Source organism: Deinococcus murrayi DSM 11303 (genome assembly GCF_000482805.1).
Lineage (GTDB): Bacteria > Deinococcota > Deinococci > Deinococcales > Deinococcaceae > Deinococcus > Deinococcus murrayi.
Window position 1 is genome coordinate 181,058 of the sequence record NZ_KI519502.1, and the last position, 16,645, is coordinate 197,702.

A 16,645-nucleotide genomic window follows, 5' to 3' on the forward strand; every position below is an offset into this window, starting at 1 on the left:
TGTTAGACTGCCGGGGCAGATGACCCCATCAGACACCCGCGCTCCGGCGCCGCCGTCGTCCACCCCACCGGGAGCCTGGGCCGAGGCCCTCGCCCGCCTCGCCGCCGATCAGCAGACGGTACGGGCGGGAGGTGGCCCCAAAGCGCAGCAGCGCCAGCACGAGAAAAACCGCCTGACCGCCCGCGAGCGCATCGCCCGGCTGATTGACGAGGGCACCCCCTTTGACGAGCTGATGACCTTTGCGGGCTGGGAGATGTACGAGGATGTGGGCGGCTGCCCCAGCGGGGGCACCGTCACCGGCATCGGCACCATCGCCGGTCGCCCGTGGATGATTGTTGCCAACGACGCCACCGTCAAGGCGGGGGCCTTTTTTCCCATCACCGCCAAAAAGGTCATCCGGGCGCAGACCATCGCCTTGGAAAATCACCTTCCTGTCGTCTATCTCGTGGACTCGGCAGGCGTATACCTGCCCATGCAAGACGAGATTTTCCCCGACCAAGACGACTTCGGGCGGGTGTTTTATCTCAATGCCCGCATGAGTGCGAAGGGCATTCCGCAGATTGCCGCGATTATGGGCAACTGTGTGGCGGGGGGCGCGTACCTGCCTGTCATGTGCGACACCTTGATTATGACCGAGGGGTCGGGCCTCTACCTTGCCGGACCCGCGCTTGTCAAGGCGGCCATCGGGCAGGTCGTGGATTCCGAGGAACTCGGCGGGGCCGACATGCACGCCTCGATTGCCGGAACGGTGGACTACAAGGAACCCGACGATGCCGCCGCCCTCGCCCGCATCCGCGCCCTGGCGGGCCTGTACGCACAGGGCGACCTCGCGCCCTTTGCTCGGCGGCGCAGGGAGGTGGTGCCCGCCCCAGCGCGCGACCTCACCGAGCTGGTGGGCTTTGACGGCGCTCAGACCTATGACGTCCGTCAGCTCATCACGGCCCTCGTCGACGGCGGCGAGTTTCACGAGTTCAAGCCCACCTACGGCGAGACCTTGGTGTGCGGCTTTGCGCGGGTGGGGGGGTTCCCCGTCGGCTTTGTCGCCAATCAGCGCACCGTCATCAAGAAAAAGCTCAAGTCGGGCGGCGAACCCGGCTTGCGCACCCGCATCGAGGTCGGCGGCGTGATTTACGGCGACTCGGCAGACAAGGCGGCCCGCTTCATCCTCGACGCGAACCAAGCGGGGGTGCCCCTCGTGTTCCTCTCGGACGTGACGGGCTTTATGGTGGGCCGCGACTCCGAGCAAGAAGGCATCATCCGCCGGGGCGCGAAGCTGGTCAATGCCGTCAGCAACAGCGTGGTGCCCAAAATCACCATCATCACGGGTGGCTCCTTTGGGGCCGGAAACTACGCGATGAACGGCAAGGCCTACGCGCCGCGCTTTCTCTTCGCCTGGCCCAGCGCCAAGTACGCCGTCATGAGCGGCAACGCGGCAGCCAAGACGCTGCTCGACATCCAGCTCGCGGCCCTCAAGCGTGCGGGCCACCAGCCCGACGACGAGGAGCTTCAGCGCCTCTACGACGAGGTCAAAGCCAAGTACGACGCCGAACTCGACCCCCGCTACGCCGCCGCCCGGTTGTGGGTGGACGAAATCATCGAGCCGAACGACACCCGCGACCGCCTCATTCGCGCTCTGGAAGCCTGCGCCCAGAATCCGGTGCAGGAGGAGTTTAAGGTGGGCGTATTCCAGGTATAGGGGCGCTCGTGCGCCCGCCGAAGGGGCAACAGGTCGCAGGGTCTCAGAAAGGCCCCGACCGCGCCTGACCCCCGTTCCCCACCTCCCATCAACGACGCCCCATCTCCTTTGACCCTGCGACCCTTAGACCTTAGACCTGCCGGAGGCCCCATCCCATGACCAGCACCCTCGACCGCACGGCTGCCGCCAGCAACCCCAACCTCGCCCCCCAGAACGACGAGCAGCGCACCATCCTCGCGGCCCTGAAGAGCTTCCTGAAGAACAAGGTCGAACCCGGTGCCGCCGAGCGCGACCAAAGCGGCGAGTTTCCCTTTGAGATTGTCCGCGAACTCGGCGAGATGGGCATCATGGGTGCCCAGACGCCGGAGGAATACGGCGGCGCGGGCCTGGACACCGCCACTTTCGCCATGATCATCGAGGAGATTGCGGCGGTCGACGGCTCTTTGTGCCTGACGGTCGCCTCGCACAACTCGCTGTGCCAGGGGCATATTCTGATTGCCGGAACCGAGGCGCAAAAACAGAAGTACCTGCCCGACCTCGCCTCCGCCAAGAAGCTGGGGGCCTGGGGCCTGACCGAACCCGGCAGCGGCAGCGACAGCGGAGGGATGCAGTCGCGGGCGACCGAGCAGCCCGACGGCTCTTGGATTCTGAACGGCTCTAAGAACTTCATCACCCAAGGCAGCGTGGGGGGCACCTATGTGGTGCTGGCCCGCACCGGCCCCGCCCGCCCCGGCAAGGGCAAGAACGACGGCATCTCGGCCTTCGTCTTTAACCGTGACGAGGTGCAGGGCTTTTCCATCGGGCGCAAGGAAGACAAACTGGGCCTGCGCTCCTCAGACACGGCGCAGCTCATCTTTGAGGACATTCACCTCCCCGCAGACGCTCTGCTCGGCGAGCGTGGCAACGCCTTCAAGGACGTGATGCGGGTGCTCGATGGCGGACGCGTGGGCATCGCCGCGATGGGCCTGGGCCTGGGCCGCGCCGCTTTTGAGTACGCCGCCCGCTACACGAACGAGCGTCAGCAGTTCGGCAAGCCCATCTCGCACAACCAGGACATCGCCTTCCGGCTGGCGGACCTCGACACCAAGCTCGAAGCGGCCCGCCTGCTCATCCGCAAGGCCGCCGACCTCAAGGATGCGGGGATGCCCTTTACCGTGCCCGTGGCCCGCGCCAAGCTGTTCGCCACGACCGTAGGCGTCGAGGCCTGCGACGAGGCGATTCAGATGCTGGGCGGCTACGGCTACATCAAGGAGTACCCCGTCGAGCGCTACTGGCGCGACAACCGCCTCACCCGCATCGGAGAAGGCACGGACGAGGTGCAACGCCTCGTCATCAGCCGCGACGTGCTGCGGCGCTTCGCGGAATAACGGCACCGTTCATCGGCCCCGGAACGTGACTGCTCCGGGGCCTCTTTGATGAGCTGCCGCGCCGTGCCCGGTGAAGTTTTCCGCAATGGGGGCATGGTAAGCGGGGGCGCATCTGTCCCCCGGCCTAGCCCCTAGACTCTGGGCATGAAGGGCCTGCGTGAATTCATCGACTGGTTGCGCGAGGCGCTGAGGGGAGCGCCGCAGCCCCAGCCCGTGCCCGTTCCGGTCCGCGTGCGCGACCGCCGCCACTGACTGTTTTGCATCCGCCTGCCAGTGCCCACTCCCAAACCGGGGTGGGCGCTTATCGGTGACGCCGCCCACCGAGCAGGCGGCTCACTCCCTCACCATATCCCACCCGGCGCGGGGCGGCTGTGTTCTCCTCGCCTGACGGGGGCAGGAGCACTGGCCTAGAGTGCGGGTACCCGAAAGGCCGCAGTCCCTTTCGGGGAATCCCGCAAGAGGAGACGAGCTATGCATATCTACCAGTTGTCTGGCCGGAACGTGGAGGTTACTGATGCGCTGCGCGAGTACGTTCAGGAAAAGCTGACGCGTCTCGACCGCTACAGTGACCAAATCACCGATGCCCGCGTGGTCCTGACGGTTCGTGACGTGCGGGATGCCGGACGGCGCAACCGCGTGGAAGTGCAACTCAATGTTCCCGGCGGCATCGTCCGCGCCGAGGAACACCACGCCGACATGTACGCGGCCATCGACCGCGCGAGCGACGTGCTGGAGCGTCAACTGCGTAAGTTCAAGACCCGCTATATGAGGCACCGCCAGGACGCTCCGCCCCAGCCTGAGCCGGGGCTGGCTGAGGCCGACGTGAATGCGGGCCTCGATGACGTGGCCGAGTTCCGCCCAGAGATTGTCCGCACCAAGCGCTTCGCCGTGCGGCCCATGAGTCCCGAAGATGCCGTCACCCAGATGGAAGCGCTGGGCCATGACTTCTACGTGTTCCGCAACATGGACACGGGCGGCTGCGGGGTGGTTTACCGCCGCCGCGACGGGCACTACGGCCTGATTGAGCCGAGCTGAGCGGGAGAGGGAAGGGGGCGGCTTTCCCCGCCCCTCCGGCGGGGCTTCTTTCTTGGCGGGCCGAGGCATCTGCTAGGCTATGGCGTTCATGATCGCGCACGTGGTCAATCCCGGAACTGGCAGCGTCAAGCTCGCGTGCGCGGCCATCTCACCAGGCGACAATCCCGCTCTGCCGGGACAGCTGCGCCTGAGCCTGGAGCGCTCGGAGATTCCCCTGCGCGCCGAGCCGGACCCTGCCGAGCTGCTGGCGGCCCTGCTGGAGGCCACGGCGAACTGGCCCGCTCCAGACGCGGTGGTGGGGCGCGGTGGCTGGCTGGGGGCGGTGGCGGCGGGCACCTACCGGGTCACCCCGTCGCTGGCCGCCTACGCCGCCGAGCCGGGCCGCGACGGATTGGGCGCGGTCCTGGCGCTGCGGCTGGGGCAGGCGCGGGGGGTCCCGGCCTACGTCGTGGACCCCCAGAGCGTCAACGAGCTGCTGCCGGAAGCCCGCGAGACGGGGGTCCCTGGCGTGACCCGCGAGGCCCGCTTCCACGCCCTGAATGCCCGTGCGGTGGCCCGCCGCGCCGCCTATGAGGTGGGGCTGCGGTTGCAAGACGCGCGGGTGGTCGTCGCGCACCTGGGGGCCACGACCAGCGTGACCGCCTTTGACCGTGGGCGGGCGGTGGACACCACGGGCAAGGGCGCGGGCGGCGGTCCCCTGGGGGCGCAGCAGGCCGGACCCCTGCCCGCCCCCGCCCTGCTGCGTTTGGCAGAAGGCCGCCCCACCCATGAGGTGCTCGCGCAGCTTGCGTCTGGCAGCGGCTTTTTGGCCCTGACGGGCAGCGCCAACCTGCGCGACCTCGAAGCCCGCGCCGAGGAGGACCCTGCGGTGCAGGCGGCGGCCTCGGTTCTCGTGCATCAGGTGTGCAAGGCGGTGGGCGAGCAGTGCGGGGCGCTCTCGGCCCGGCCCGACGCCTTGGCGCTGACGGGCGGGGTGGCCCGCTGGGAGGCGGTGGTTGACCGCATCGAGCGCCGCCTGAGCTGGATTGCACCCGTCATCGTGGTGCCCGGCGAACTCGAACTCGAAGCCCTGGCGGAGGGAGCGGGCCGGGTGCTGCTGGGCCTGGAGGCCCCCCGCGAGTGGACGCCCCCCTACGCCGAGGCCCCCACGTAATGCCCCGCCGCCGCTCGCCCCGCGTGGCCCCCGAACCCATCCGCGCCACGAGCATGTGGCGGGTGGACCAGGTGTTTTTGGCCCGCCGGGGCGGACGCATCGAGGTGACCTGCTCCTTGGTCAACGACCGGGGCGGCCTGCGCAACCTGCGGACCGTGGCCCCCACCGACGACCCCGAAGACGCCCTGCGGCACGCCGCCCGCTTTGTCGCCGGACAGGGCAACGTCCGCACCGCTCGGCAGGTCCGGGTGCGCTGGACCCGCGAGCAGACAACCACCCTGCAAGACGAACTCATCCGCGACCAGCTCCTCGAAGACGTCTTTGACGACGCGTTTGAGGAAACCTTGCAGGAGGTCCGCGACCGCATGCGCTAAGGCCGGGGGTGAGGCACGCCGAGCTGCCGCGTGCCGCTCCACGCTTCAAAAGGAAAAGCCCCCCACCCCGGTGGGGAGCTTTCATTTTGGTTGCAGGGACAGGATTTGAACCTGTGACCTCCGGGTTATGAGCCCGACGAGCTACCAGACTGCTCTACCCTGCGTCGCTGCGCCGCTGCTTGTGTGCCTCTCGGAACTGCCGTTCCTTTCGGCGCTCAGGAATACTAGCGCCAGGTCGGCACCCTGTCAACTCCTGTGGGCGGCCCGACCGTTCGCCCGCGGCCCCGGCGGGTAGGCTGGCGGGGTGACCGAAGACGGGGATATCCAGGGGCGCAAGCTGCGCCACCTCGACGCCTGCTTGCGCCCGGAAAGCCAGTACGCGGGGGTCGCCACGGGCCTGGCCGGGGTGCCCTGGCCTTACCGAGCGCTGCCAGAGCTGGACCTGGAGGGGGTAGACCTGAGCACCACCTTTTTGGGCCGTCCCCTCGCCGCGCCCGTGCTCATTGGCGCGATGACGGGGGGAGCGCAGCGGGCGGGCACCATCAACCGGAATCTGGCGCGGGCGGCCTCGCGGCTGGGGCTGGGGATGATGCTGGGGTCGCAGCGGGTGATGCTGGAGCGCCCGGAGGCGGCGAGCAGCTTTCAGGTGCGGGACGTCGCCCCCAGCATCCTCCTGATTGGCAATCTGGGAGCGGCGCAGTTTGGGCTGGGCTACGGGGCCGCCGAGGCGTTGCGGGCCGTGCGCGAGGTGGGGGCCGACGCCCTCGCCATCCACCTTAACCCCTTGCAGGAGGCGATGCAGGTGGGGGGCGATACCCGCTGGGCGGGGTTGGCGGCGCGGCTCGCAGAGGTGGTGCCGGAGCTTCCCTTTCCGGTCGTTCTCAAGGAGGTCGGGCACGGGCTGGACGCCGCCACCCTGCGGGCGCTGCGGGGGGCAGGCTTTGCCGCCTACGACGTCGCGGGGGCGGGGGGCACGAGCTGGGCGCGGGTCGAGCAGCTCGTGCGCTACGGGGAGGTGCGCTCGCCAGAGCTGTGCGAACTGGGGGTGCCCACCGCGCAGGCGCTGCGGGAAGCCCGGCAGGAGGTGCCCGGCACGCCCCTCATCGCGTCGGGCGGCATTCGCACGGGCCTCGACGCCGCCCGCGCCCTCGCGCTGGGGGCGCAGGTCGTGGCGGTGGCGCGGCCTCTGCTGGAGCCAGCGCTGGAGAGCGCCCCGGCGGTCGAGGCATGGTTGGCCCGCTTCATCGCTGAACTGCGGGTCGCCCTCTTCGTGGGGGGATACGCCAGCGTGGAGGCGGTGCGGGGGACAGCATTGCTGCAGGCTTGAGCTTTCAGCTTTTCCTGCCCACGAAAAGGTTCAAACGGGCCGCCGGACCTCGCCCCCTACGGCGCGGCCTGGCGCTCCACCCGTGGCCCCACCCCCGTGAGCAGCTCGTACTCGACCGTGCCGCCCCAGGCCGCCACCTCCGAGGCCGTGAGGTCACCCGGCCCCCAGACCTCGACCCAGTCGCCCACGCGGGTGGGCAGCCCGGTCACGTCCACCATCAGTTGGTCCATGCAGATGCGCCCCAGCACCGGGCGGCGCTCGCCCCTGACGAGGACCTCGGCCCGCCCGGTGGCGTTGCGGGGGTAGCCGTCCGCGTAGCCGACCCCGACGGTGGCGACGGTGGTGTCGCGCTCCGCTCGCCATAAGCCGCCGTAGCTCACAGTTTCGCCGGGGTAGACGGTGTGGAGGTGCGTGACCCGCGCCCGCAGGGTCATCACCGGGGTGAGCGGGGCGCGGCCTCGCAGGTGGGGGGGCGCGTAGCCGTAGGCGGCGAGGCCGGGGCGCGCCAACCCCAGCCCCGGCAGCGGCCCGAAGCTGAGCACCCCGCCCCCGTTCGCCGCGTGCGCGAGCACCGGGGGCAACGCGGCGAGCACGGCTCGGAAGCGGGCGAGTTGCTCGCGGGCAAAGGTCAGGTCCGGCTCGTCGGCGCTGGCGAAATGGGTATAGACGCCCTCCAGCAGGCCGCGCTCAGCGAGGCGGCGGCCAATGGGGACCGCGTCTTCGGGCCGCGCGCCCAGGCGGTTCATCCCGGTATCCACCTTGAGATGGGCGCGGGCGTGCGCGGGCAGGGCTTCGGCCTCCGCGAGCGAGGCGACGGGGAGCCGCACGCCGAGGTCGGCCAGGGGCCGCACCTCTTCCGGGGTGGGCGGGGTCAGCAGCAGCACGGGCTTGCCGAGGGCGAGGGCCGCGAGCGCCGTTGCCTCCTGGGGCAGCGCGACGGCAAAGCCCCAGAGGTCGGGGTGCCGGGCGGCCATCGCCGCGACCTCCGCCAACCCGTGCCCATACGCGTTCGCCTTGACGGGCAACAGCAGGGCCGCCCCTGCCCGTCGCGCCAGCGCCGTGAGGTTGCCCGCGAGGGCCGACTCGGAAATCAGGGCGACGGCGCGGGACTGCATCCGCGCATGCTAGAGCAGTTGCCCGCAGAAGGGCCAGGGCCGAGACAAAGCCGCCCCTGGGGCACAGCGCTCCTTTGAGCTTTTCGCCCCGCCCTCGCCCCTTTATTCTGCCCTCATGCCCCGTTTGCCCACGGCTGCCCTCCTGCTCTCCGCGCTTCTCCTGGCCGTGCCCGCCTCTGCCCAGACCCCTGCCGCGCCGAGTCCAAGTGGCGGCATCCTTCCGCTGGTGTCGGTGGGTGAGCGCTGGCCGCAGGCGCAGGAAACCTATGTCATTCGGGTCGCGCCGGGCGACGCCGGAAAACCGCTGGGTCTGGAAGTGTATAGCCCCGGCTTTAACCTCGCAGATTACGTGGATGGGCGGCGTGGCGCGGGGTACTTCGGGGACGAGCTGTACAAGAAAAACGAGCCGTTTGAAACCACCTTCACCCTGACCGGACCGGGTGGCACGGTCCTGGAGCGGCGCTACGGGACGGGCCGCGAGCACACCTGGGAGAGCCTCTATGCGGGGGGGCTGCCCGCCGGGACCTACACCCTGCGGGTGAGCAGCCGCGGCGACGGCAAGAACTCCTTCGCGCTGCGGGTGGCCGAGCCGTTTGCCCTGGAGACGAGCGACTTCTCGGTCAATGCCCGCGACACCGAGCAGACGCCGCTGCTGGCCGCTCGGCTCACCGTGCCGCCCGCCTGGGTAGGACAGACCCTCAGCGTGCTGAACTACGACATAGACGGCCCGCAGGAAGCCGAAACCTGGGTGGTGCAGCCCGGCGGGGCGCGGGTGAACCTCACCCCCAGCGGCAACGGGCAAACGGCGACCGACCGCTTTACGATTACGCCGGAGCTGGTGGGCGAGTGGCAGGTGTACCTGCGGGTGCTGCCCACCACTCGGCAGTATTCCAACGCGGTGCGCTACGGTTTCCGGGTAGGCAATCAGGCCATCACCGCCCGCGTGGGGGGCTTCGTGCCGCCAGCGGGGGCGCGGCTGGACAACCACCTGCTGGTAGAGATCGTGGACCCCCAGGGCCGGGCGATTCCGGGGGCGAGCTACACCCTGGTCGGCGAACGGGTGGTGCGTCCCAGCCTGCCGCCGGGATACCTCCCGCTGAGCGGCAGCGTCGTGCAGGGAACTGGCACCGTCGTCTCGCCGACCGAGATTCGCTACCAGCCGGGCCTGACCAGGGTGCGCTTCGTGGCCCGCCCCCCCGAAGGCCAGCTCGCGGTGGAAGCGGTCGCGGTGTACGGCGACCAGCGCTTTCCCCTGAGCGGCGTGGCCTTTGAGGTCGCCGGGCGGACGCTGACCGCTCCGGCCACCCTGCCCCTGGTCCCCGGCGAGTACGCGGTCAAGCCCGGAACCCTGCCCGGCAGCACCGTGGCCACACCTCCCCCCAGTCGGGTCGCGGACGGCGGCACGACGCGGGTCACGCTGGAATACCTCGTGCGGACCGAGCTGACGCTGGTGACCGCCCCCGACGTCCTGGGAGCCTGCGACGTGACCCAGCTCGCCGCGACCCTCAAGACCGACTTTCCGCAGCGGTTGCCTGCTCGCCTGACCCTGAATCTGCCGACCGGATGGGCCAGCGACTACCCGCTGGAGGTGCCCGGCGAGGTGGGGGCCGGGCAGCCGCTGCGCCTCAAGGTCCCGGTGCGGGTGTGCCGCACGGACGCGGCGGAGGCGGTCGCCGAGCCGTCCGGCCTGCGGGTGACCGGGCCGGTGCGCGTCCGCAATCCCGGTGGGGCCAATGTCACGCGCACCGTGCAGGGCGGAGGCCGGGCCACCCTCGCCAAGAGTGTGGAGGTGGCCCCCCAGGGCTACGCGGTCACCCTGACCCTCACGGTTGACCGCCCCCTGGAAAACCTGCGCCTGATTGACCCCCTGCCCGTCGCAGAGGGCAGCGCGGCGGCGGTGCGCGGGCCGCTCAGCGTGCAGGGTCCCAGCCTCGCTGGCGTGAGTGCTCGTGCCGAAGGCGACAGCATCCTGCTGACGCGGGTGTTGCCGGGCACCTACACGCTGACCTATACCCTCCTGACCGACCAACCCGCCGACGCCGTGGTCACCTCGCCGGACCTCGCTTGGTAAAAGGGGCGCGCTGGCGGCTGGCCGCTCTCCAGAGGCTTTCCCCCGCCTCACCCCAATGGCCCCCACTTTGGGTTAAGCTAGTCTCATGAAACGGGCGTGGGTGCTGGCTCCGGTCCTGGCGGCTTTGACCGCCTGCGGCACGCTGGGCACGCCCCCCGCCCCCACCACCGGGGACCTGTTGGGGGCACCCACGTTGCTGCAACTCGGCCCCCAGCGCCTGAAAGCAGAGGCCGTTGCGCAGCTTGGCGGCGGGGCGCTGCGGGTGCGTGTGCGGGTGCAGGGGCAGCGCGGGGCCGAAGCCCTGCCGCCCCTCGCCGTAACGAGCGTGTATGTGGTCACCCGCGAGGGCGTCTGGTCCGCTCCGGCGGCGCGGGCCAGCCGTCAGGGTTGCGGCGAGCTGCCTTGCTTGCAGACCAGCGGCAGCGGGGCGGCGGGGCGGCTCACGGCGGGCGAGGGCGTGCAGGTCGTCGTTGGCCTCGAAGACCCGCGGGGCCGCGTGCTGTGGCTGCGGGATGCCCGCGTGACCATTCAGGGCGAGTGAGGGGACTAAGGGTCCCCCTCTCGCCTACACCTGAACGCCCGTTGTCTCTGCCGTGACCACCCCGTCACGGACCCGCAGGGTGTGGTCGGCGAGGGCCGCGACGTCACGGTCGTGGGTGATGAGCACCACGGTGCGGCCCTCGCGGGCGGGGGCGGTCAGCAGCTCCAGCACCCGCCCACCCGTGCGGGTGTCGAGGTTGCCGGTCGGTTCGTCGGCCAGCAGCACGTCGGGGTTGTTGGCGAGGGCGCGGGCCAGGGCCACCCGCTGCGCTTCGCCGCCCGACAGTTGCGCGGGCAGGTGCGAGGCGCGGCCCGAAAGGCCCACCTGGTCCAGCAGGGCACGCGCCCGCTCCCGCCGTTCGCGAGCGGGCACTCCCGCCAGCGTCAGCGGAAACTCGACGTTTTCCAGCGCCGTCAGGATGGGGATGAGGTTGTGATTCTGGAAGACGAAGCCGTAGTGCGCCAGCCGGAAGTCGGCCCGCGCCGCTTCTGGCAGGGCGTGCAGGTCAGTGCCGCCGACGAGGACCCGTCCCGTCGTGGGCTTGTCGAAGCCCGCCAACAGGTTCAGCAGGGTGCTTTTGCCGCTGCCCGACGGTCCCACCACCGCCGTGAGGCCGGGCGCAAAGGTATGGGTGAAGAGCGCGAGCGCCGTGACCTGTCCCTCGCCGCTGGGGTAGACCCGCGAGAGGTCCTGGGCTTGCAGGGTGCCCATCAGACCCGCCCCAGCGCTTGCGTGATGTTCAGGCGGCTGGCGCTGCGGGCGGGCAGCAGCCCGGAGAGCAGCCCCAGCAGAAGGCTGATGCCCAGCGCGAGAAGCGTGAGCCGGGGCGTCAGCGCCGCCGCGTCGATGCCCGCGAGGTCCTGGGTGTAGAGGTTCACGCCTGCAATGCCGACGAGTCCCAGGAGCAGCCCGCCTAAGCCGCCCGCCAGCGCCAGCAGCAGCGACTCGGCAAGCACCAGCCCCCGCACAAAGCTGGGCCGAGCGCCGATGGCCCGCAGAGTTCCGAACTCGCGGGTCCGTTCGAAGACCCCCATCATCACGGTGTTCGCCACCGCCAGCCCGCCCACGATGAGGGCAATCAGGCTGATGCCAAAGCGGACCGCGTCGCTGATGCGCAGCGCCCGGTCCACAAAGGACACGAAGTCCGACTGCGTCTGTGCTTCCACGTCTAGCCGCTGGGCCACCGTATCGGCCACCGTGCGCGACTGGCGGGGGTCGGCCAGCTTCAGTGCGACGAGCGAGACGCGGCCCTCCGCGCCCTCTGCCGCTTGCAGGGTCCGGATGGGCAGAAAAATCAGCGAGTCCACCAACCCTGACCCCGGCGCGAGGACTCCCACCACCTTCACCCGGCTGCGGCGGTTGAGGTTGAGGGTGCTGCCCAGCGTCAGGTTGAGGTTCTCGGCGGTCTTGGCCCCCACCACGGCCACCGGGCCGTTCTCGTCGGCCCCGGTGAGTGCCCGGCCCTGCGCCACCCGCGCATTCGGAAAGATGTTGGTCATTCCCCCGGCGGCGGGCACCCCGTAGAGCACCGCGCTTTGGGTGACGTCCAGGCTGCCGCGCACCGTGACCACCACGGGCGTGACCGCCGTGATGCCCAGCTCGTCCGCGAGGCCGCGCAGTTGCCCCACCACGTCTTCGGGCAGATTGGGCGCGGGTGCAAAGCCCTGCGAAAATCCGCTGAGGCTCACCTGCACGTCGGGGCCGATGCCGCCCAGCTCGGCGGTGAAGACCTTGCGGATGCCTTCGCCCAGCGACAAAAACACCACCATGCTGGCGACGGCCACGGTGATGCCCAGCGCGGTCAGCAAGGTCCGCACCGGGCGGCGGGTCAGGCCGCGCCACGCCAGAGTCCATAAGTCTTTGCCGTTCATCGGCTGACAGGCTACGCCGCGGGCGGGGGCCAGAGGGGGGGAAGGGCTGCGATGTGGAAGGGGAGGGGAGAAGTGGGGCCGCTGACCGCTCAAGGCTGACCGCTGAAAGCTCAAAGCTAAGAGCTGACCGCTGCCGCCTCTTTTTCTTGTTTTTCCTGGCGTCCCCCCACGCTCAGCAGCAGGGCCGCCCCGACCACCAGCGCCGCTCCCGCCAGGGCCAGCGCCGAGAGTCTCTCTCCGAAGATGAGCGCGGCCAACACCGCCGCCACGACGGGTTCCAGGCTGGCAATCACGCTGGCGCGGGTCGCGGGCAGGTGCCGGAGGCCCGCGCTGTAGGCGAGGTAGGCGAGGTAGGTGCTCAGGACGGCGATGGCGACGAGGCTGCCCCACGCCGCCAGGGTCGCCGTGCCGAACGTGACAAAGGGCAGCAGCCCCAGCGCCCCCACTGGGAGGGCCACCGCATACAGGGCAGTGGGGGCGTAGCGCCCGAAAAAAGCCTTGCCATACAGGTAATACAGGCTGTAGGTCAGGCCCGACAGCAAGCCCCAACCCAGCGCCGCTCCGGTCACGGTCACGCCTCCGCCCCCGCCCAGGCTGATGAGGGCGACGCCCCCCAGAGTGCCCGCGACGGCCAACGCTTCCCGTGCGCCCAGCCGCTCGCGCAGCAGGCCCCAGCCCAACAGGGCGACGAAGGCGGGCGCGGTGTAGAGCAGCACCGCCGCGAGGCTCGCGCCGCCCGTGCGCACCGCGAGCTGATAGGCCCCGTAGAACACGCTCACCCCGACAAGGCCAAAGAGGGCCGTGACCCCCAGGTCACGGCCACGCGGGAGGGGAGCGCGGGTGAGTCCTGCGTGCAGGGCGAAGAGGACACCCCCCAGCGCCGCTCGCCAAAAGGCGACCTCCAGCGCCCCCACGCCCGCCTCCTGCGCCCCCTTGCCTAAAATCCCCAGCAGGCCCCACAGCACGGCGGCAGTCAGGACCAGCGCGGCGGGGGGAACGCTCATGCCGGACGCCGCCGCGACCGCAGGGTCGCCAAGACCACCGCGAGGAGGCCCAGCCCCCCCAGCGCCGTCAGGGTCAGGGCGCGGCGGTCGCGGGCGCGGCCCACCGGGGCGAGGGTGCCCCGCGTGAAGGGGGTCACGTCGCCCGCCGCAGCCAGCACGTCCACCGGAGCGGGAGCGCCCGCCCGGCCCGCTTGCAGCACCGCCGGGCCGGGTGTGGTGACCGGGCGCAAGACCCCTGCGGGCGTCAGGGGCGAGTACACGCTGGAGGTGACCCAGTAGGCATATGGCCCCGGCGCAATCGCCGCGTCGATGACCAGCCGGGTGCCCTCTACCCGAACGCTGGGAGCGGTAAGCGTGACCGGGGGAGCGCCCGCTTCCGCCACCTGCACGAGCGTGCTGCCAAAGCCCGTCACCCGCAGGTGATAGGTCCAGCCCTGCCCCCCGGCAGTGCTCAGGCGCAAGTCGGCCAACTCGCGCTCGCCGCCCACGCCGCCCCCCACAAAGATGTCCGTCACGTTGGCCGAAAAGCCGGAGGGAGCCTGCCAGGGGTTCTCGACTGCGCCCAGCTCCACCGTCAACCGCATTCCGCTTCCGCGAGCCTCGGCCTGAAAGGACCGCAGGTCAAGGGCCGCTTCCGGCACGGGGGGGCGGCGGGGCAAGACGTAGCCGCCGTCGCCCCGTGCGTCCCCAGCGGGGTCGGTGACCGAAAGCAGCGTCCCCGTGAGCAGGGTAGCCGTCAGCAGCGTGAGCACGGGGGGCAGGATAGCTCAGGAAAAAGAAGGAGGCTCATCTGGATTCCGGAGAATCCGTTCTGGCCCCTTCCTCTTTCCTTCTCCCTCTGCTGGCGCAGCTCTGCGAGTCCGGTCGGGATTCACCGTTCTTCCAGAACTGTTCATCCGGAAATCTAGAGGGCGCTGCGCCGGGACGTGAGGGCCACGAGCGCCTCTGCGAGCGCGTCTGGGTCGTGCCGGGCCTGCTCGCCGGGGTGCAGCAGGGGGGCGTGGCGCAGCCGCTCGCGCAGCTCTGGCCCCACCGCGCTGGGGTCGATGACCTCGGCTCCCTCCCGCGCGTAGCGGGCGCGGACGGCGGGCGGAACCGGCGTGCTGTTCACGAGCACCCAGTCGGGCATGCGCCGCAGGTGGCGGGTGACTGCGCCCACGTGCTCGGTCAGACCTAGCCCCGTCGTCTCGCCGGGTTCGGTCATCAAGCTGGCGACGTAGACCAGCGGGGCCGCCGACTCGCGGATGGCCCGCGCCACGTCCGGCACCAGCAGCGCGGGCAGAATGGACGTAAAGAGGCTGCCCGGCCCCAGCACGATCAGCTCGGCCTCGCGAACCGCTTCCAGCACGGCGGGCAGGGCCGGGAGGTCTGGGGGGTCGAGGCGCACCGCCTCCACCCGCGCCTGGCCCACCTGCGCGGCCAGCCCGCTCTCGCCGCGCACCTCGCGCCCGTCCGAGAGCCGCGCCACCAGCGTGCTGGGCGTGGTTGTGGCTGGAAACACCTGACCGCGCACCCGCAGCACCTCGTGCACGTCGCGCATGGCGTCGCCGAGTCCCCCCTGTTCCTCCGAGAGGGTGGCAAGCAGCAGGTTGCCGAAGGTGTGGCCCTCCAGGCCCTCGCCCCGGCCAAAGCGGTGCAGCAGCAGCCGGGCGAGGACCGGGCTGTCCGAGAGCGCCGCGTAGCAATCGGTGAGGTCGCCGGGCGCAATCATATCGAGCGCCTCACGCAGCCGCCCGCTGGACCCCCCGTCATCCGAGACGGTCACGACCGCCGTGATGTTGCTGGTATGCACTTTGAGGCCGCTGAGCAGGTTCGACAGCCCCGTGCCGCCCCCCACCGCCACGATGCGCGGGCCACGGGCCAGGGTACGGGTGGAATAAATCACGTCGAGCGCCTGGTCGGGGGCGGTGCCCGTCGAGCGCAGCATGGAGCGGTTGAGCATCACGATGCTCGTGAGCGCTCCCGCCAGCGCCAGGGCCATCACGGTCATGCCGCCCACATAGAGGGGCATCACCTCCGGCTTGGTCAGCGCGTTGAGCCACAGAATCCAGCGCGTCGCCACAAAGTGCAGCGGCCCGGTCCAGGTGAAGTGGAGAAAGCCCACCGCCCCCAGGAACGTGCACGCCACAAACAGCAGCAGCCAGCGCTTGACCCCCAGCCCCGGCGCGAGCCACATCTGGGCGCGGCGGGCGCGGCCTGTGCGGGGGCGCTGCCGCTCGGAACGGGACAGGGGGGTCAAGCTTCCCCGCCTCCCCGCATGTCGCGGTGGTCGGCAACCTGCGCCCCCAGGTCCGCGAGGTCTTTTGCCAGCCGCGCTGCGACCGCCACCGAGCGGTGTTGGCCCCCCGTGCACCCAATCGCGACCGTGTACCCGTGCCGCCGCGCCGCCCGCGCCCGCTCGGCGCTGGTTCGCACGAAGTCGCGCACCTCCGCGTAGAAGCGCTCGGACGCTTCATCCGCAAAGACATAGGCCGCCACGTCCGCTTCTAACCCGGTGCGGGGCCGCAGTTCCGGCACGTAGTGCGGGTTGGGCAAGGAGCGCACGTCAATCACCAGGTCGGCGTCACGGGGCGGCGTGTGCTTAAAGCCGAAGCTCAGCAGCCGCAGGTCAAAGTCTTGCTCGAGGCGGCAGACCCGCAGCACCCGCTCGGAGAGCTGCGCTGGGGTCAGGTTGGTCGTGTCGATGACCGTGTCGGCAATGGCCCGCAGCGGGGCCAGCAGCTCACGCTCGCGCTGGAAGTCCAGCATCAGGTTCTCGCCGAGCGGATGCTCGCGGCGCGAGAGGTTGTAGCGCCGCAGCAAGACTTCCGACGTTGCCTCCAGGAAGAGCACCCGCAGGTCCTCGCGGCGGCGCGAAAGCCGCACGTAGCTGGCCTCCAGCGCCCCCAGAAAGTCGCGGGTCCGGGCGTCCGTGCTCACGGCCACCCGCTCTAGCCCCCGCGCTTGCGCGAGGTCGTGCATCGCCCCCCACAGCTCTGGCGGGAGGTTATCGGTGACATAAAAGCCCGCGTCCTCCAGCGTCCGCAGCGCCGTGCTTTTGCCACTCCCCGACAGGCCGGAGACAATCACGAACATGCGGGCAGTGTAGGGG

General features: G+C 70.5%; 15 protein-coding genes and 1 tRNA gene. 8 read left to right on the plus strand and 8 right to left on the minus strand.

Going from position 1 to position 16,645, the window contains the following annotated elements:
• Positions 1–19 precede the first annotated feature (19 nt).
• The 5 genes from H565_RS0111240 to H565_RS0111260 all read left to right on the plus strand — a co-directional run bounded on the left by H565_RS0111240 (position 20) and on the right by H565_RS0111260 (position 5,625).
• Positions 20–1,696 (plus strand): acyl-CoA carboxylase subunit beta, encoded by a 1,677-nt coding sequence (locus tag H565_RS0111240; protein WP_027461123.1) that lies wholly within the window; start codon positions 20–22, stop codon positions 1,694–1,696.
• Positions 1,697–1,851: 155 nt separating this feature from the next.
• Entirely contained in the window at positions 1,852–3,063 is a 1,212-nt protein-coding gene (locus tag H565_RS0111245) for an acyl-CoA dehydrogenase family protein (protein ID WP_027461124.1), read from the plus strand.
• Positions 3,064–3,534: 471 nt separating this feature from the next.
• The gene (hpf, locus tag H565_RS0111250) at positions 3,535–4,098 is read left to right on the plus strand and encodes a ribosome hibernation-promoting factor, HPF/YfiA family (RefSeq protein WP_027461125.1); all 564 of its coding nucleotides are present in this window, start codon (positions 3,535–3,537) and stop codon (positions 4,096–4,098) included.
• Between the two features lie 88 nt (positions 4,099–4,186).
• Positions 4,187–5,251, plus strand: a complete 1,065-nt coding sequence (locus H565_RS0111255) for a butyrate kinase (RefSeq protein WP_027461126.1) — start codon at positions 4,187–4,189, stop codon at positions 5,249–5,251.
• On the plus strand, positions 5,251–5,625 hold the full coding sequence (locus H565_RS0111260) for a hypothetical protein (RefSeq protein WP_027461127.1): 375 nt from the start codon (positions 5,251–5,253) through the stop codon (positions 5,623–5,625). The genes H565_RS0111255 and H565_RS0111260 overlap by 1 nt, the downstream gene beginning before the upstream one ends.
• Before the next feature lie 87 nt (positions 5,626–5,712).
• Here the strand turns inward: H565_RS0111260 and H565_RS0111265 are convergent.
• A tRNA-Met gene (locus tag H565_RS0111265) sits at positions 5,713–5,789 on the minus strand.
• 140 nt (positions 5,790–5,929) lie between these two features.
• On the opposite strand from H565_RS0111265, the gene fni reads away from it, so the two are divergent.
• Positions 5,930–6,952: a type 2 isopentenyl-diphosphate Delta-isomerase gene (gene fni, locus H565_RS0111270; protein WP_027461128.1), complete on the plus strand. Its 1,023-nt coding sequence runs from the start codon at positions 5,930–5,932 to the stop codon at positions 6,950–6,952.
• Between the two features lie 56 nt (positions 6,953–7,008).
• Here fni and alr read toward each other — a convergent pair whose 3' ends face one another.
• Complete coding sequence (alr, locus tag H565_RS0111275; protein WP_027461129.1) at positions 7,009–8,067, minus strand: alanine racemase; 1,059 nt, start codon at positions 8,065–8,067, stop codon at positions 7,009–7,011.
• A gap of 115 nt (positions 8,068–8,182) precedes the next feature.
• Here alr and H565_RS0111280 point away from each other — a divergent pair, with 115 nt between their 5' ends.
• Positions 8,183–10,138, plus strand: coding sequence for a hypothetical protein (locus H565_RS0111280; RefSeq protein ID WP_027461130.1), 1,956 nt, complete (start codon positions 8,183–8,185; stop codon positions 10,136–10,138).
• An 85-nt stretch (positions 10,139–10,223) separates the two neighbouring features.
• Positions 10,224–10,679: a hypothetical protein gene (locus H565_RS0111285; protein WP_027461131.1), complete on the plus strand. Its 456-nt coding sequence runs from the start codon at positions 10,224–10,226 to the stop codon at positions 10,677–10,679.
• Positions 10,680–10,703: 24 nt separating this feature from the next.
• Here H565_RS0111285 and H565_RS0111290 read toward each other — a convergent pair whose 3' ends face one another.
• The 6 genes from H565_RS0111290 to rapZ form a co-directional block, all read right to left on the minus strand.
• Positions 10,704–11,390: an ABC transporter ATP-binding protein gene (locus H565_RS0111290; protein ID WP_034409302.1), complete on the minus strand. Its 687-nt coding sequence runs from the start codon at positions 11,388–11,390 to the stop codon at positions 10,704–10,706.
• A complete protein-coding gene (locus tag H565_RS0111295) occupies positions 11,390–12,550 on the minus strand; it encodes an ABC transporter permease (RefSeq protein WP_027461132.1) in 1,161 nt (386 codons plus the stop codon). Before H565_RS0111295 ends, H565_RS0111290 begins: the two co-directional genes overlap by 1 nt.
• A gap of 116 nt (positions 12,551–12,666) precedes the next feature.
• The gene (locus tag H565_RS0111300) at positions 12,667–13,554 is read right to left on the minus strand and encodes a DMT family transporter (RefSeq protein WP_034409304.1); all 888 of its coding nucleotides are present in this window, start codon (positions 13,552–13,554) and stop codon (positions 12,667–12,669) included.
• On the minus strand, positions 13,551–14,306 hold the full coding sequence (locus H565_RS0111305) for a glucodextranase DOMON-like domain-containing protein (RefSeq protein ID WP_245576216.1): 756 nt from the start codon (positions 14,304–14,306) through the stop codon (positions 13,551–13,553). Before H565_RS0111305 ends, H565_RS0111300 begins: the two co-directional genes overlap by 4 nt.
• A 152-nt stretch (positions 14,307–14,458) precedes the next feature.
• Positions 14,459–15,793: a gluconeogenesis factor YvcK family protein gene (locus H565_RS0111310; protein WP_051363567.1), complete on the minus strand. Its 1,335-nt coding sequence runs from the start codon at positions 15,791–15,793 to the stop codon at positions 14,459–14,461.
• On the minus strand, positions 15,790–16,629 hold the full coding sequence (rapZ, locus tag H565_RS0111315) for an RNase adapter RapZ (protein ID WP_027461136.1): 840 nt from the start codon (positions 16,627–16,629) through the stop codon (positions 15,790–15,792). Before rapZ ends, H565_RS0111310 begins: the two co-directional genes overlap by 4 nt.
• Positions 16,630–16,645 lie beyond the last annotated feature (16 nt).

What these genes read in the sequence shown, in the direction of transcription:
- H565_RS0111240 (WP_027461123.1), top strand. Translation starts at nt 20, where the DNA reads ATGACCCCATCAGACACCCGCGCTCCGGCGCCGCCGTCGTCCACCCCA.
- H565_RS0111245 (WP_027461124.1), top strand. Translation starts at nt 1,852, where the DNA reads ATGACCAGCACCCTCGACCGCACGGCTGCCGCCAGCAACCCCAACCTC.
- hpf (WP_027461125.1), top strand. Translation starts at nt 3,535, where the DNA reads ATGCATATCTACCAGTTGTCTGGCCGGAACGTGGAGGTTACTGATGCG.
- H565_RS0111255 (WP_027461126.1), top strand. Translation starts at nt 4,187, where the DNA reads ATGATCGCGCACGTGGTCAATCCCGGAACTGGCAGCGTCAAGCTCGCG.
- H565_RS0111260 (WP_027461127.1), top strand. Translation starts at nt 5,251, where the DNA reads ATGCCCCGCCGCCGCTCGCCCCGCGTGGCCCCCGAACCCATCCGCGCC.
- alr (WP_027461129.1), bottom strand. Translation starts at nt 8,067, where the DNA reads ATGCAGTCCCGCGCCGTCGCCCTGATTTCCGAGTCGGCCCTCGCGGGC.
- H565_RS0111280 (WP_027461130.1), top strand. Translation starts at nt 8,183, where the DNA reads ATGCCCCGTTTGCCCACGGCTGCCCTCCTGCTCTCCGCGCTTCTCCTG.
- H565_RS0111285 (WP_027461131.1), top strand. Translation starts at nt 10,224, where the DNA reads ATGAAACGGGCGTGGGTGCTGGCTCCGGTCCTGGCGGCTTTGACCGCC.
- H565_RS0111290 (WP_034409302.1), bottom strand. Translation starts at nt 11,390, where the DNA reads ATGGGCACCCTGCAAGCCCAGGACCTCTCGCGGGTCTACCCCAGCGGC.
- H565_RS0111295 (WP_027461132.1), bottom strand. Translation starts at nt 12,550, where the DNA reads ATGAACGGCAAAGACTTATGGACTCTGGCGTGGCGCGGCCTGACCCGC.
- H565_RS0111300 (WP_034409304.1), bottom strand. Translation starts at nt 13,554, where the DNA reads ATGAGCGTTCCCCCCGCCGCGCTGGTCCTGACTGCCGCCGTGCTGTGG.
- rapZ (WP_027461136.1), bottom strand. Translation starts at nt 16,629, where the DNA reads ATGTTCGTGATTGTCTCCGGCCTGTCGGGGAGTGGCAAAAGCACGGCG.